Raw genomic sequence first — 13021 nt, forward strand, 5'->3', positions numbered from 1 at the left:
CCGCCGCGCGGGGCGGTGGGGCAGGGGTGCGGGCGACCGGTGGCGTCCGGAAGGGCGCGGGGGTGGTGATGGCGGGTCAGCCGACGTAGCCGAGCAGCGTCGCCCCGGCCGAGTTGACGGCGGGGATGACGGTGACGGCGACGGCGCCGCCGAGGACGGCGGACAGGCCGAGCAGGACGCCCGCGACCGTGCCGCGGCGGGCCATGCCCTTGCTCGCCTTGTCGAGCACCTTCCACAGGCCGATCAGGGCGACGGTGACCAGGAAGAGGATGATGTTGCCCTCGGCGGACAGCTCGACCGGCGTGGCGCGCACGGCCCGGGTCGAGTTGCCGCCGGCCAGGCCCCACAGCGCCAGCGACCCGGCGCCGTTGCCGAGCCAGGTGATCACCCCGGCGCCGAAGCCGATCAGGCCGCCGGTGCACATGCTCGCGAGGCCGCCGTAGGCGATGCCGCCCGCGAACGGGATCAGGGTCTTCCAGTCCTTCTTCTTGGCCTTCCAGTTCTTCTTGGCCCAGGCGACGCCGAAGTGGACGGGAATGCCGAGGCCGACGGCCAGGCCGCCGGCGGTCAGGGCGGTGGCGGGGATGTTGAACACGGTGGTGACCTCCCGGTCAGTTGGTGAGGAGCTGGACGAGCAGCGGTATGAGGTGCACCCCGGTCAGCGCGGAGACGGCGGGCGGGGTGAGCAGGACGAGCAGGTCGCCGGCGGCGGCGCGGGTGTGGGAGGAGCCTCGGCGCGCCAGGCGCCACAGCCGCACCGCGGCGAGGAGGTAGACGGCTCCGGCGGCGGCGCGGCCGGGCCACCAGGGCAGCGACAGCGCGAGTCCGGCGACGTCGGCGACGACCGCGACGGGGCGGCGGCCGGCCTCGGCGAACCGGCCCTGGTGGGCGGGCAGGTAGGGGATCCCGGCGGCGGAGAGCACCAGGTCACGGATGAGGATCACGGTGGGCTCCAGCGGGGTCGGTGGAGATCGGTCAGGGGAGCAGGAGGACCAGGACGCGGGCCAGGCCGTCGATCGCGGCGAACAGCGCCTCGATCCCGGCGGCGCCGACGGCCAGCCAGATCAGCGGGGCCTGGCGGCGGCGCAGCTCGTCCGGGCTCCAGGGCTGGCCGCGCCAGGCGGCGAGCGCGTTGGCGCAGACGACCAGCGCGGCGTAGAGCACGGCGGCCGCGACGGCCAGGAGCCACACCGGCACGCCGAAGAAGGCGGTGTTCATCGGGCTCCTCAGTGGAGAGCGGCCAGGACCTGGAGCCCGGCCCAGTTGGCGAGGGGGACGAGGGTGACGGCGGCGGCCCCGGCGATCCCGGCGGCCAGGCCGAGCGCGGACCCGGCGAACACCCCGGCGCCCATCTGGCGGCGCAGCTGGTAGTCGCAGCAGCGCCAGGCGAGGACGGCGACGACGACCAGGACCACGGTGGCGACGCCGCCCTCGGGGCGCAGCCCGGTGGGGCCGGACGCGGGGCCGAGCAGGTTGTGGGTGCCGGTGACCTTGTCGCCGAGCGGGTTGGTGGCCTGGCTGGTGAGCAGCCGGGCGGCCAGGCCGAGCAGGCCGCCCGAGCACAGCGCGGACAGCAGGCCGGCGGCCAGGCCGCCGCCGAGGGCGGCGAGGCCGGGCACCTGGTGCCCGTGCCGCCACCACCGCACGCCGGTGAAGACCAGGACCGCGGCGGCCAGGCCGAGGCCGCCGTAGGAGAGGCGGGCGTCCATCACTGCACCCCCGTGCCGAGGAATCCCAGGCCCAGAAGGCCGGCGGGGGTGATGAGCCCGGCGGCGACCCAGGTGCAGGTGTGCACCCGCACCAGCCACCGCAGCTTGCGGTGGTCGTGCCAGGCCCACTCCATGAGCAGGGCGCCGGCCAGGCCCGCCAAGACCACGCCGTAGGAGTCGCCGAAGACGTGCAGCACGCCGTTCAGCGGGCCGCGGGCGATGGCCGCGCCGATCGCCAGGGCCAGCCCGTTGCGCACGGGGCGAATCCGCTGGACGTCGAAGCGCGGCGCGGGCGGAGCCGGCGGCGCGGCCTGCTGGACGATGTAGTTGTAGGTGTTGTAGCTGACCGGCGCGGCGGGCGGGACGTAGACGGGGGCGACCATCGTGGCCGTCCCGCCGCTGTACCCGCCTGCGCTGTACCCGCTGCCTCCGGCGCCGTGGCTGCCGTTGCCGCCTCCGGCACCGTGGCCGCCGCTGCCGTGGGCGCCGCGCCACCAGCTGCCCGGCCCGGACGGGCTCGGCGCGACGGCGGTCGGCGGAGCGGTCGGCTGCGGCGGCACGGCCGGGCCAGGGTTGGCGCTCGGCGGCGGCGTCGTGCCTTCGCGGCCCAGCGTCACGTTGGTGGGCTGGATCGGATCAGACATCGGCCCGCTCCAGCTGCGCCTCGATGCCCTGGGCGGCGATGGTGACGTGTATGGCCAGGGACGGCCGGGGCTCGGCGGCGGCGCGGCGCCGGTCGGCGCGGGCGGTGAGGGCCTCGGCCGCCAGGACCATCGCGGAGGTGACCGCGCTGCCGGCGAAGAACACGCCGAAGACGGTGTCGGTGGTGACGTTCATGGTGCGCGGCCCTTTCTCGGGCGACGGGTGCGGAGGTGGGGCTGTGCAGGTGGGCCGGTGGCTCCCCTCACCGGCCGTCCCGGGCGGGGACGGCCGGTCGGGGCAGCACCGGACCGGCCGCCGCCGTCCCGGCGTGGTGCGGGCCGGGCACGGCGGGCGGCCTGTTCAGAGCCGGTTGGGCTGGAGATCGAAGAAGAGGACGGTCGAGCCCTCCATGTCCGGGCGCTGCCGGACGGCGTGGGCGAGGATCTCCAGGTAGACGTCCAGGCGGGTGCCACCGGCGCGCGGGGTGACGGTGCCGGAGACGGTGGAGGTGATGAACCCGCCTGGCATCGGTTGCTGCTGGGTCAGGACGTAGTGGTGGGTGCCCTGGTCGGGGTCTGCTGCGGGGCCTGGGCGGTCTGGGACATCAGCTGCTCCGGGAGGTTGACGGGGCGGGGTGGTAGTGCGGGCGCAGGGCGGCGTAGCCGAGGTCGGCGGGGTCGGTGCCCTCGCGGATCGCGGTGGCGTCGGCGGTGGCCTGGTCGGCCTGGTCGGTCAGGAGCTGCGCGGCGGCGGTGGCCTGGGCTCGGGTGAGGGGGTCGGTCGTGGTGGCGGCGGCTTGGCGGCCCTCGGTCGCGGCCTGGGTCTGGGTGGCGGCTGCGGCGTCGAGCTCGGCGGCCAGCCGGGTGCGGGCCTGGCGGGTCCAGGGCATCGGGGTTCTCCTCGGGTCGGTGGATGCGGGCGGCCGCCACCGGGCCCGGCGCGGGTGCGCGCCGGACCGTGCGGGTGGCCGTGCTGGTGGTGGGTCAGTCGGCGGGGCGCAGGCAGATGTCGTCGACCCGGCGGTCCGCGTTCGCGTCGAGGGCGGCGCGGGTCTTCGGGCCGACGACGCCGTCCATCTCCAGGCCGGTGCAGGTCTGGAACCAGACGACCGCGGAGCGGGTAAGCGGGCCGAACCGGCCGTCGGTCTCGAGCTGGTAGGCGGTGCCGAGCTCCGCGTTGAGCTGGCGCTGCAGGTCGCTGACGCTGGTGCCGGTGGAGCCGGTGGCCAGCAGCGACGGGGCGGCGGAGGCGGGGGAGACGGCGGCCGCGGTGATGACGGCGGCCAGGGCGACCGACGCGACGGCGGCGCGGACGGCGTAGGGGTTGGTGCGCATGCGGGTTCTCCTCGCGGTGGTGGAGGGGACCTGGGTGGTCCCGGAGCTCCCCGCTCGCCCCCGGCCGACCCTCCCGGCGCGGTGCGCGCCGGGGAGCGGACGGGGGGTCAGGGCAGCCACGGGCGCCGGAGCGCGGTGGACGGTCAGCGGCGCAGCAGGCGGTAGCCAGCGACGACGGCGACGACGAAGAAGACGGGCAGGGCGAGAGCGGTCCAGACCATGACGGCGGGCAGGGTCATGACCCAGAAGGTGGGTCCGGCCAGCGCTCCGAGCAGCAGGCTCCAGAGGACGTCCCCGACGCTGGGTCGGCGGCGGGGCCTGGCCACGAGCAGCGGGACGGCGAAGTGGATGACCGCGACGGTCACGGCGATCACGACGATCAGGCGCACCTGAGCTGCCGGTTGTTCCGCGGCGAGCAAGCTGGCGTACACGGGTTCTCCTCCGGATCGGAGGGGACCTGGTGGTCCCGGAGCTCCCCGCCCGGCCCGACAGGTCGGGGCGGGTGGGGAACCACGGGGCGGTGCGCAGCAGCGGCGGGGTGTTCGGCGGGGCCCGGGTCGGGCGACGGGGTGGAGCTGGCAGCGACGGCCGGGACGGTCGGCCTAGTCCGCGAGCGAGCCGTCCGGGTAGCGGCGGGAGCCGTCCTTGCAGCGGATGACGTAGCGGCCGCGGGGGTCCTGGCCGGAACGGTCGGCGCGGAACGGGGACCAGGTCTCGACGACGTCTCGGACGTCCTTGCCCCAGGCGTCCATCGGGTCGTCGCCGAACGCGGCGAGCTGCGCCTCGGTGTACTCGGCGAGGGCGAGCTCGCGGGTCCAGTTACGGCGGATGGCGCGGAGCTCGACGGCCTGGCGGTTGCGGTCCTCGGCCGCCTCGGCCGCAATCTCCGCCTCCAGCTCGGCGAAGTCGTCGCCCAGGACGTCCGGGACAACGGCCTGGTTGGTGAGGATGGCGGCGGTCGCGGCCTGGTTGACGAGGCGGCGGGCGGCGACGCTGCCGTCCAGCGGCCCGGACAGCCACCGCTGCGGGTCGGTGCCGGTGAGGGCAGCGACCTCGGCGGCGAAGCGCAGCCGCTCCTTGGCCTCGAGCTCGGCGAAGAAGTCGAACTCCACCTCGTCGGTGTTGGTGTCGATCCAGGCGGCGGCGACAGGGGCGGTGCAGTAGGCGATGTGGGCGGCCTGGCGGCGGCCGGTGGTGGTGGCGTTCACGTTGTCCTCCTGGACGGTGCTGGTGGCGGGTTCCGGGTGGAACCCGCCGCCCGCTCCCGGCGCCCGTCCCGGCATGTGCATGACAGGACGGTTCCGAGAGTGCAGGCGGCGGGGGCCGAACTGCGGAGATAGGGAGAGGGGGAGGGAGCGGGGCTACTGGCCGGAGCCGGAGCCGGACTTCTGCGCGTCGCGGCGGGCCTGGTCCTCGCGCATCCGGCGCAGCGCCTCGTCGGCCTGGTTGGAGAGCTCGGCGGTGATGGTCTTCACGGTCAGCTCCTCCAGAACGAGCGGTTGGTGTCCTGCGGGGCGGGGCGGGGGCTGAGCTTGCGGGTGCCGTCCGAGCTGTACTCGGCGGCCGGGACCGACACCTGCGCGGTGCGGTGGTGCTCCCGGGCGGTGGCCTCGTCGTAGGTGTGCCAGCCGCCGGAGTTGCTGGAGCCGGAGGTGGTGGTGCGGGTGCCGGCCGAACCGGACCCGGAGCCACCGCCGTTGCTGCTGGAGTTGCTGCCGCCGAAGCCGAGGTAGGAGCGGAGACCCATGCTCACTTCCCTCCCTGCTGCGGGGCCGGCTGCACCGGGGGCTGCGGGGCGGGCGGCGCGGGCGGGTCGGGCAGGGGGACCGGCTGAGCCGGGATGCCGTACGAGCCGTTGAAGTTGTAGTCCGGCATGATCAGCTCCCGCTCTGCCGCTGGCGCAGCTGGTCGGCCTGCTGGCGGGCGGCCTCGGCCGCCGCCGCGGCCTGGTTGGCGGCCTCGATGCGGCGGGCGACCTCCTGGTCGCCAAGGTGCTGGCTGCTCATCTCAGCACCCCACGATCTGGGTGCGACGGGCCGCCAGGACGTCGGCGACGAACCAGCTGATGTGGTCCCAACCGGTGCGGGCGGCCGAGGCGGCGTGGCGGGTCGTCTGCTCCCAGACCCGGCTGGCGAGTTCGACCACGGTGGCCACGGTGGCCTCCGGCTCGATCGTCGCGAGGTCCTGGGCGACGAGGGCCAGCACCTGACCCTGGAACTGCTGCTGAAGGGCCGCGATCGTGCCGAATTCGATTCGGGCACTGCGGCCGGGCATGATGGTCTGCACGGCGTTCTCCTCATGGCTTTTGCTGGCAGTGAGGGTGTTTCGCCGGATGTGGGCCGACGTCGGAAGCGTCGGCCCACAGCCGTTTACCGCCAAGGTCCCTGGACTTAGGTACCTAACTTCTGGCGACACCGAGAACCGTATGCATCCCATGACGCGCCGTCAAGTTCTTTGGTACCTAAGTCTTTCGTCTTGGTACCAAAGATGCTGGCGGGAGGTAGAAAAGCTCCTCGCCTTGAGCGCCGCCGACTGCCACTCGGCCACCCAACACGGGAAAGTTAGGTACTTAACTTGCTGTCCATCGGGTAGGTTTGGCCCATGACCCCGACAGACCAGCCACGGCGCGGTACTGCTCGTGCAGTGGCCGAGGCCCTTCGAGAGCAGATCAGATCCGGGCAGCTTGCTCCGAACGCAGTTCTTCCTACCGGCCGAGAGCTCGCCGCGATGTTCAACGTCTCCACCAAGACCGCAGCTGCGGGGATGGAGCTGCTGAAGATCGAGGGCCTGGTGGTCGGCGAGCAGGGTGGCCGGCGCCGTGTGCGGTCCGTCCGTCGCATCACATGGGACCTCTCCGCGTTCGAAATCGGCACCCGCCGCGACTCCCACGCTCTGGACGACTGGTCATCCGCCATCAGGCAGGCTGGCCGCGAGCCGCGGGAGGATGTCACCCGGACTTGGGAGCAGGCCGACGCCCAGATTGCGGAATGGCTGTGCATCGAACCGGGAGCCGAGGTGGTCCGCCGAACTCGCGTGCGCTGGGTCGATGACCAGCCGTTCCAACTCAGCAACAGCTACTTCCCTGCTGACATCGCACGAGGCACCCTCCTCGACGAAGACCGCGAGGTCTCGGTCCCTGGCGGAGTTCTTCGGCACATCGGCCACCCGCAGGTGAGCGTGCGCGACGAGATCAGTACGCGGATGCCGAGTCCGGAGGAAGTCGCCGCGCTTGAGCTGCCGGTGGGCACCCCGGTCATCCAGCACGTCCGCATCGGACGCGGGACCGACCGACCGGTCCGCGTAATGATCACCATCGCTCCTGGCGACCGCCATCTACTCGTATATGAACTGGAGGTCTGACTCATGGTCGACTACACGGTCCGACTGGCTACGCCCGATGACCTCCCGGCCCTCATGGCCCTGCGCAGCGAGGCCGAACGATGGCTCGCCGACGCCGGCATCGACCAGTGGTCTGACCCCGACCTGGGCGAGCGGGCAATCCGTAGCTGGCACGAGCGCATCGACCGGGAACAGACCTGGGTGTTCACCACCCCCGACGACACGATCGCGGGAACGATCAGCCGGGGCCGAGCTGACACCGACTTCTGGAGGGAGGACGACGCTCCGAGCTCTGCTCTTTACCTCTACAAGCTCATCGTCGCCCGCACGCACAGCGGTGAGCAGCTAGGTGCTCGCATCCTCGACTGGTACTCCACGATCGCGGCCGCCGAAGGAAAGCTGTGGATCCGGTTGGACGTGTGGCGGAACAATCGGAAGTTGCAGGAGTACTACACGAAGCTGGGGTTCGAACACGTCCGGACCGAACGCGTCAGCAGCCGCCTCAGCGGCTGGCTGGGGCAGCGGCCGGCGGGGAGCCTCACCCTGCCCGACCGCTTGCTGCCGGTGATCCCGTCGCCGCTGCCGAAGCAGTACGCCGCAGAGGTAGCAGCAGCTCAACAGAGCGCCACGACCTTGTCTCAGCAGGTCGCGGCCCTGCTCCTGACGCTGCAGCAGACCTCCGTCCCGGTCACCGGTCCGGTGCGCTGGGAGTACGACCGCGTGGGGGAGAATCTCAACCTGGCGGGCAGCGCGATCCGCCGCGCACTGGAGCACCTCGGCCAGGCGTCGAACAGCACCACGTTGCTGCCCGAACCCACCAGCCTGCAGTGGGCCGCCGCGCCCAGCAGCTCGACGGAATCGAGCACCCCGGCCGACGCGCCGTCGACCAGCTAGAGGTATCCAAGACCCACTCGGCGGGTGACAAGAGGGAGGCCCGAACCAGCGTCGCACCCGACCGGGCCTGACCCCCGACACGCCGAAGAACCATTCGGGGCCTGGCTTCCCCCCGGCTAGGCTCCTCTGATGCCCGTACAGGGCACGTACAACGTCCACAAACAGCAAAAGCGGCCCAAGATTGGCGTCTTCGGGGCCGCTTCGCTGGCTACTGCGTCGTTGCCGACGGTACCAGGTGTACCCGAACGCGAGCGAGAGACACCCGTCTCTCGCTCGCTCGGGCTACCTGTGCGTACCGGCGGTGACGGCGCTCGACCCCCGAGAGGCAGCGCCCCCGTGCACCAGGCCGACCCGCCGGCCAGCTCCACCGCAGCATCGCTCGGTGTGGGTTCCGCTCAGTTTCACCGCCACTTCCGCCAGCTCTGTCCACAGGGCAGCCGTGAGACGACTGGCGATGTGAAGACCAGCCCGAAGTTCGGCGTCCGCGCACGTCACACCGCGCCCCCGAATTCGACCTCTAGGGGCGTGCATACCCACACCCCTGTCCTGACCTGTCCTGTTCCCCGCCCGGCCGTCCAGGCCGGGCTGCTCCTGGCGCCCGCCGCCGGATCGGAGGTGAAGTGATGAGCGAGAAGCGGTTCTCCATCGCCGCGGTCGTCCCCGACGTGAACATCCGCGCGGAGACGTTCTACGACCACGGCTTGGACCAGCTCGACGTGATGCTCTACATCCACCTGCGCTTCAAGCCGCACGGCACCGAGTTCACCGCCGACTCGCTGACGGCGGAGCTGCAGCTGCTGGGCTGGCGCGGCGGAAACCACCAGCTCATCTCCAAGCGCAGCGTGACCGCTTCGCTGCGCCGGCTGACGGGTGCGAAGTACATCCGCAAGACGCAGCAGCACGCCGCCGGCGGGCAGTTCGGCGCGGTGTCCTACGAGTTCTTCCCGGTTCAGCAGACCGGTGCCGTCGAAACGGCAAACCCGCAGGTCGCACCGTTCGCAGAGCCCGTCGAGGACGTCTCAGCGCTCCTCCCGGTTCAGCTCGGTAATGAAACGGTAAAAGCACAGGTCGCACCGTCTGTCGGCGATGACCGCATGCGGGTGCTGCCGTCACGCGGTGAAATCACAAACCCGCAGGTCGCACCGCATGTCGGCGATGCCCGCATGCGGGCGACAGCGTCAGACGGCGACGACCGCATGCGGGGTACAAACCCGCAGGTCGCACCGCGTGCGGCCATCGCCGACATGCGGTCCTCCACCTCCACACCTCCGGTGGTGGTAGGTACTACCACCACCACCAACCTCCTCCAGAGCCGTCCGGCGCAGCAGGCGGCACAGCAGCCCCGGCAGTCGAAGGGGCGGTTCGGGCGCAAGCAGGAGCCGGTCGACCAGGCGCTGGCCGTCGCGGAGCGGTTCCTCCAGGAGGTGCCGGGCGTCGGCGCGGACAGCGCGCGCCGCCTCGCCTCGCAGCTGCTGACGCAGGCCACCAAGCAGGGCTGGAAGCCGGGGCCGGAGCTGCTGGCCTGGCTGACCGACGACCCGAAGGGCGAGGTGCGGCGCTGGGCGAACGTGCTGCCCGCCCGCATCCGCGACCTGCCGCGCTACCGGCCCGGCCTGGTGCGCCTGCCCGGCCAGGAGACCGGCCCGGCCCCCGTGGCCACCTGCCCCCGCTGCGCCGACGCCGCCAGCATCGGCCTGCGCCCCGGCCAGATCTGGGGCCACAAGCTCGGCCCCGACGGCGAACCGGTCGACGTGGCCGTGGCCTGCAAGCACGAGCCCGTCACGGCCTGACACCCGAACATGCTGCTGGCCCGGTGCGGACACACCGGGCCAGCGGTCGACCCCGCCCAACCACAACGAGAACGGGACCAACACCGATCATGCCCAAGCCCAGCAGCGACGACCAGTACGAGCCCGCGGACGACGAGTTCGGCGGCGACCGCCAGGCCGCCCTCGACGCCCGCCGCCTTGCGGCCGAGGAGCCGATCATCGGCGCCCTCCTGATGGCCACCGCGTCCTACGACGTGGTCACCGAGGTCGCCGACGAACTGCGCGGCGAGTCGCCCTGGCTGCGCACCGCCCACCAGCTGATCTGGGAGGCGGTGATCCGCCTCCACGGCCGCAGGCTCCCCACCAGCCCGCAGGCCGTCGCCCAGGAGCTCGACCGCTCGGGCGACCTCGCCAAGGCCGGCGGACCCAGCTACCTCCACCGCCTGGCCGGCCTCGCCCACCCCGCCGCCTCCGCGGCCTACTACGCCGGGCACCTGCGCGGCATCGCCCGCCTAGCGACGCTGCGCCAGATCGCCGAGCGCGGCATCCACCGCGCGGACACCGCCGACCCGGAACAGCCCGAGGACGCCATCGCCGCGCACCTGGCCGAGGTGGAGCAGCTGCTCGGCCAGGACGTCCACGACGACGACTTCGGCCGCCTCGGCGACTACCTGCCCGACGAGCTCGCCGCCCTAGAGCAGGAGGACACCGACCCGTTCGGCGTCACCGGCTTCGCCGACGTCGACACCCTGATGAACTGGAGGCCCGGCGAGATCATCGTGGTCGCCGCCCGGCCCGCGATGGGCAAGAGCGCCTTCGCCCTGGGCGTGGCCACCGCCACCGCCGCCACCGGCCGCCCCGTGCTGTTCTGCTCGCTGGAGATGGGCCGCGCCGAGGTCACCAAGCGCATCCTGGCCGCCAAGTCCCGGGTCGCCTTCAACCACCTCAACCGCGGCAAGAGCGCCATCACCGACGACGACTGGATGCGCATCGGACGCCACGTCGGCTCCCTCAGCGCCCTGCCGCTGTGGACCGACTACGGTGCCCGCACCTCCCCCGGCCGCATCCGCTCCCGTGCCCGCAGCCTGGCCAAACGCACCGGCCAGGCCCCGCTGATCATCATCGACTACATCGGCCTCCTCGCCCCCGACCGCACCGGCCGGCGCGCCGAGAACCGCTACGCGGAGATGACCGACATCAGCCGCGAGCTCAAGCTCATCGCCAAGGAAGACCAGTGCACCATAGTCGCCCTGGCCCAGCTCAACCGCGAGAACGAGAAACGCCAGGACAAGAAGCCCGTCCCCTCCGACCTTCGCGACTCCGGAGCCATCGAGCAGGACGCCGACGCCATCCTGCTGCTCCACCGCGAGGACTACTACGAGAAGGAGACCTCGCGCGCTGGCGAGACCGACATCATCGTCGCCAAGCACCGCAACGGGCCCACCGCGACGTGCACCGTCGCGCACCAGTTCCACTACAGCCGGCTGGTCGACATGACGCGCGACATCGACGGCGACTTCGGCAACAGGCCCACCACTGTGATCCACCAGACCGGCGCCATCGGCACGCAGACCATCTCCGCCGCCGATGCCGCCGCCCTCGGCTGGACCGCCGAAAACAGCGATGAAGAGACGGAATGGTCGTCCGACTCCAGCCTGGGTTCAGACCTCGGACTCTGACAGGCCCGAGAAAGTCTCTGGCGGCCCCTCAGCTCGTTTCCCGGGCAGGACCGGTGCGAACTCGCCGTTTGAGGCCAGCGGGCCGGCGGGGGATGAGCAAGGGGACTCCGGCTTTCTCGTCGGCGCGTCGGCGGGCGGCTCCCACGCAGAACAGGCAGGCCCCGTTGGCCGTCGGGTCGGTAGGGGCGCCGGGGTGGATGTTGCAGCCGGAGGTGTTCCTGGGCCGGGAGAGTTCCCGGGCGACGCAGAACGCCTGGTGCAGAACGTCGGCCATCTCCTCGAACTCGCTGAATTCAGAGCGCAGGGACAGCGAGAACGACAGGCTGTTGGCGTGGCTGAGGAGCTGGCGAAGCAGTTCCAGGTCGTAGGGGCCGTCGGGGATGGGGTAGCCGAGCGGGTTGGTCCGGGCGGGTGGCGGCACGTCGGCCGGGTGCATGCCACGCCGTCGGGCCTCGTTGCACAGCAGGCAGCGGGTCCAGCCCTGGGGCGCCTCCGGGTCGACGGCGCCGTCGGGGTGGGTGCGGCAGCCGGTGTGGCTCTTCGGAGGAGCGAGGTTGGCCGCGGTCCTGAAGACGGCGTACAGCTCGTCGGCGACGTCGTCGTACTCGGCGGGGTGCGAGTCGCTCCACAAGCCGGTGACGGCGTCGCCGATGGAGGCCATCTTGGTGCGCAGCTCAGCCAGGAGGAAGGGACGGCCGGCTGGCACTGAGTAGGTCTGGGATCGTCGCTCGCTCACCTGTACAGCTTGGCACGACGGGTACCCGAACCGGCACGCCGCCGGAGGGTCGAGGTCGGCTACCGTGTGCTGAGAACAGGACCTGGGAGGGGCGGCGTGGCGGAGCAGCAGGCTGGTTCGACGGACGGACGCGATGAAACCGGCGAGGTCCCACCGTGGGCCCTGGCCAGCCAGCGTCCCCGCGTGCCCTCTCCTTGGCCGGACTTCGACCGCATCGTGGGCCTTTACGAGGGCAAGCTGGTCGGCCTCGGCACGTTCAAGGGACGCCGGGAAGCCGCAGCCGGACTCGAACTGGCTATCCACGCTGCGGCGAACGGCCACTCCACTGTGCTCTTCGCTCCCGACCTGCCTCACCGCAACCCTGTCCCGCGTCTTCGCGTGGACCACTCGCCGGAACTGACACCCGCCCGGATCCGAAGCGTCGTGGACGGCATGGCGAGCAGGCGCGAGCCCGCCCAGCTCGTCGTTGTCGACCACTTCGGCCTGCTCCAGCGAGATCCCCAGCCAGTGGCCTACGACGACTACGACCAGTGGGACGACGACGAACCCGACATCGATCTCGCCGAACAAGAAGCGGGAGAGATCGCCCGAGAGCTGAAGCACCTGGCAAAGGACCACCATGTGCCCATCGTGGTCATGGCGCACCTCATCGGAGCGTTCGACAGGACCACCCCTCTCGACCTCGACCGCCTCGGCATCGCCGCCGTTCTTGAATACGACGCCGACGCAGTACTCCTCCTTCGCCGAACAGACGCCACCCAGGTCTCCGTCCACGTCGCGAAAGACCGCAGCGGCCCCGCCCCCCTCGATACCGCGATGGCCTGGTAACAGCCGGTAGGACGCGCTGAACCTGCGCGACCACCTCGGCCAGGCGGTCCCAGACGGCTTCGACTGGGACCGCCTCGACCCCTGGATGGAG

At 71.9% G+C, this 13021-nt stretch carries 21 protein-coding genes; 5 read left to right on the top strand and 16 right to left on the bottom strand.

Going from position 1 to position 13021, the window contains the following annotated elements; all coding sequences use genetic code 11:
* Positions 1-76 precede the first annotated feature (76 nt).
* From QMQ26_RS36840 to QMQ26_RS36910, 15 genes are all read right to left on the bottom strand, one after another.
* Entirely contained in the window at positions 77-595 is a 519-nt protein-coding gene (locus QMQ26_RS36840) for a hypothetical protein (RefSeq protein ID WP_282206852.1), read from the bottom strand.
* 16 nt (positions 596-611) lie between these two features.
* Positions 612-944 carry a hypothetical protein gene (locus QMQ26_RS36845; protein ID WP_282206853.1) on the bottom strand — a complete coding sequence of 111 codons (333 nt, stop codon included), beginning with the start codon at positions 942-944 and terminating at the stop codon, positions 612-614.
* Between the two features lie 31 nt (positions 945-975).
* Positions 976-1218 carry a hypothetical protein gene (locus QMQ26_RS36850; protein WP_282206854.1) on the bottom strand — a complete coding sequence of 81 codons (243 nt, stop codon included), beginning with the start codon at positions 1216-1218 and terminating at the stop codon, positions 976-978.
* 8 nt (positions 1219-1226) lie between these two features.
* Complete coding sequence (locus QMQ26_RS36855; RefSeq protein WP_282206855.1) at positions 1227-1709, bottom strand: hypothetical protein; 483 nt, start codon at positions 1707-1709, stop codon at positions 1227-1229.
* Positions 1709-2353, bottom strand: coding sequence for a hypothetical protein (locus tag QMQ26_RS36860; protein WP_282206856.1), 645 nt, complete (start codon positions 2351-2353; stop codon positions 1709-1711). Before QMQ26_RS36860 ends, QMQ26_RS36855 begins: the two co-directional genes overlap by 1 nt.
* Positions 2346-2546 carry a hypothetical protein gene (locus QMQ26_RS36865; protein WP_282206857.1) on the bottom strand — a complete coding sequence of 67 codons (201 nt, stop codon included), beginning with the start codon at positions 2544-2546 and terminating at the stop codon, positions 2346-2348. The genes QMQ26_RS36860 and QMQ26_RS36865 overlap by 8 nt, the downstream gene beginning before the upstream one ends.
* A 165-nt stretch (positions 2547-2711) precedes the next feature.
* Positions 2712-2879 (bottom strand): hypothetical protein, encoded by a 168-nt coding sequence (locus QMQ26_RS36870; protein ID WP_282206858.1) that lies wholly within the window; start codon positions 2877-2879, stop codon positions 2712-2714.
* Positions 2880-2955: 76 nt separating this feature from the next.
* The gene (locus tag QMQ26_RS36875) at positions 2956-3240 is read right to left on the bottom strand and encodes a hypothetical protein (protein WP_282206859.1); all 285 of its coding nucleotides are present in this window, start codon (positions 3238-3240) and stop codon (positions 2956-2958) included.
* A gap of 94 nt (positions 3241-3334) precedes the next feature.
* Positions 3335-3685, bottom strand: a complete 351-nt coding sequence (locus QMQ26_RS36880) for a peptidoglycan-binding domain-containing protein (RefSeq protein ID WP_282206860.1) — start codon at positions 3683-3685, stop codon at positions 3335-3337.
* A 143-nt stretch (positions 3686-3828) separates the two neighbouring features.
* Positions 3829-4116 carry a hypothetical protein gene (locus QMQ26_RS36885; RefSeq protein WP_282206861.1) on the bottom strand — a complete coding sequence of 96 codons (288 nt, stop codon included), beginning with the start codon at positions 4114-4116 and terminating at the stop codon, positions 3829-3831.
* A 171-nt stretch (positions 4117-4287) separates the two neighbouring features.
* A complete protein-coding gene (locus QMQ26_RS36890; RefSeq protein ID WP_282206862.1) occupies positions 4288-4974 on the bottom strand; it encodes a hypothetical protein in 687 nt (228 codons plus the stop codon).
* A gap of 188 nt (positions 4975-5162) precedes the next feature.
* Positions 5163-5432: a hypothetical protein gene (locus tag QMQ26_RS36895; RefSeq protein WP_282206863.1), complete on the bottom strand. Its 270-nt coding sequence runs from the start codon at positions 5430-5432 to the stop codon at positions 5163-5165.
* A 2-nt stretch (positions 5433-5434) separates the two neighbouring features.
* The gene (locus QMQ26_RS36900; protein WP_282206864.1) at positions 5435-5560 is read right to left on the bottom strand and encodes a hypothetical protein; all 126 of its coding nucleotides are present in this window, start codon (positions 5558-5560) and stop codon (positions 5435-5437) included.
* A gap of 2 nt (positions 5561-5562) precedes the next feature.
* The gene (locus QMQ26_RS36905) at positions 5563-5691 is read right to left on the bottom strand and encodes a hypothetical protein (RefSeq protein ID WP_282206865.1); all 129 of its coding nucleotides are present in this window, start codon (positions 5689-5691) and stop codon (positions 5563-5565) included.
* Position 5692: 1 nt separating this feature from the next.
* Entirely contained in the window at positions 5693-5971 is a 279-nt protein-coding gene (locus QMQ26_RS36910) for a hypothetical protein (protein ID WP_282206866.1), read from the bottom strand.
* Positions 5972-6286: 315 nt separating this feature from the next.
* Between QMQ26_RS36910 and QMQ26_RS36915 the strand changes: the two genes are divergently transcribed.
* From QMQ26_RS36915 to QMQ26_RS36930, 4 genes are all read left to right on the top strand, one after another.
* Positions 6287-7045: a GntR family transcriptional regulator gene (locus QMQ26_RS36915; RefSeq protein ID WP_282206867.1), complete on the top strand. Its 759-nt coding sequence runs from the start codon at positions 6287-6289 to the stop codon at positions 7043-7045.
* 3 nt (positions 7046-7048) lie between these two features.
* Positions 7049-7918, top strand: coding sequence for a GNAT family N-acetyltransferase (locus tag QMQ26_RS36920; RefSeq protein ID WP_282206868.1), 870 nt, complete (start codon positions 7049-7051; stop codon positions 7916-7918).
* A gap of 623 nt (positions 7919-8541) precedes the next feature.
* Positions 8542-9708 carry a hypothetical protein gene (locus QMQ26_RS36925; RefSeq protein ID WP_282206869.1) on the top strand — a complete coding sequence of 389 codons (1167 nt, stop codon included), beginning with the start codon at positions 8542-8544 and terminating at the stop codon, positions 9706-9708.
* An 89-nt stretch (positions 9709-9797) separates the two neighbouring features.
* Positions 9798-11366: a replicative DNA helicase gene (locus QMQ26_RS36930; protein ID WP_282206808.1), complete on the top strand. Its 1569-nt coding sequence runs from the start codon at positions 9798-9800 to the stop codon at positions 11364-11366.
* Positions 11367-11394: 28 nt separating this feature from the next.
* Here the strand turns inward: QMQ26_RS36930 and QMQ26_RS36935 are convergent, their stop codons facing one another.
* Positions 11395-12072 (bottom strand): hypothetical protein, encoded by a 678-nt coding sequence (locus QMQ26_RS36935; protein ID WP_282206809.1) that lies wholly within the window; start codon positions 12070-12072, stop codon positions 11395-11397.
* A 126-nt stretch (positions 12073-12198) separates the two neighbouring features.
* Between QMQ26_RS36935 and QMQ26_RS36940 the strand changes: the two genes are divergently transcribed.
* Entirely contained in the window at positions 12199-12930 is a 732-nt protein-coding gene (locus tag QMQ26_RS36940; protein ID WP_282206810.1) for a DnaB-like helicase C-terminal domain-containing protein, read from the top strand.
* Positions 12931-13021 lie beyond the last annotated feature (91 nt).

The sequence above is a fragment of the Kitasatospora fiedleri genome (genome assembly GCF_948472415.1).
Classification (GTDB): Bacteria; Actinomycetota; Actinomycetes; order Streptomycetales; family Streptomycetaceae; genus Kitasatospora; species Kitasatospora fiedleri.

Excerpts from the sequence above, each read along its gene's own strand:
- QMQ26_RS36850 (WP_282206854.1), bottom strand. The coding sequence starts at position 1,218 with ATGAACACCGCCTTCTTCGGCGTGCCGGTGTGGCTCCTGGCCGTCGCG.
- QMQ26_RS36855 (WP_282206855.1), bottom strand. The coding sequence starts at position 1,709 with ATGGACGCCCGCCTCTCCTACGGCGGCCTCGGCCTGGCCGCCGCGGTC.
- QMQ26_RS36860 (WP_282206856.1), bottom strand. The coding sequence starts at position 2,353 with ATGTCTGATCCGATCCAGCCCACCAACGTGACGCTGGGCCGCGAAGGC.
- QMQ26_RS36865 (WP_282206857.1), bottom strand. The coding sequence starts at position 2,546 with ATGAACGTCACCACCGACACCGTCTTCGGCGTGTTCTTCGCCGGCAGC.
- QMQ26_RS36870 (WP_282206858.1), bottom strand. The coding sequence starts at position 2,879 with ATGCCAGGCGGGTTCATCACCTCCACCGTCTCCGGCACCGTCACCCCG.
- QMQ26_RS36875 (WP_282206859.1), bottom strand. The coding sequence starts at position 3,240 with ATGCCCTGGACCCGCCAGGCCCGCACCCGGCTGGCCGCCGAGCTCGAC.
- QMQ26_RS36880 (WP_282206860.1), bottom strand. The coding sequence starts at position 3,685 with ATGCGCACCAACCCCTACGCCGTCCGCGCCGCCGTCGCGTCGGTCGCC.
- QMQ26_RS36890 (WP_282206862.1), bottom strand. The coding sequence starts at position 4,974 with ATGCACATGCCGGGACGGGCGCCGGGAGCGGGCGGCGGGTTCCACCCG.
- QMQ26_RS36895 (WP_282206863.1), bottom strand. The coding sequence starts at position 5,432 with ATGGGTCTCCGCTCCTACCTCGGCTTCGGCGGCAGCAACTCCAGCAGC.
- QMQ26_RS36900 (WP_282206864.1), bottom strand. The coding sequence starts at position 5,560 with ATGCCGGACTACAACTTCAACGGCTCGTACGGCATCCCGGCTCAGCCG.
- QMQ26_RS36905 (WP_282206865.1), bottom strand. The coding sequence starts at position 5,691 with ATGAGCAGCCAGCACCTTGGCGACCAGGAGGTCGCCCGCCGCATCGAG.
- QMQ26_RS36915 (WP_282206867.1), top strand. The coding sequence starts at position 6,287 with ATGACCCCGACAGACCAGCCACGGCGCGGTACTGCTCGTGCAGTGGCC.
- QMQ26_RS36920 (WP_282206868.1), top strand. The coding sequence starts at position 7,049 with ATGGTCGACTACACGGTCCGACTGGCTACGCCCGATGACCTCCCGGCC.
- QMQ26_RS36925 (WP_282206869.1), top strand. The coding sequence starts at position 8,542 with ATGAGCGAGAAGCGGTTCTCCATCGCCGCGGTCGTCCCCGACGTGAAC.
- QMQ26_RS36930 (WP_282206808.1), top strand. The coding sequence starts at position 9,798 with ATGCCCAAGCCCAGCAGCGACGACCAGTACGAGCCCGCGGACGACGAG.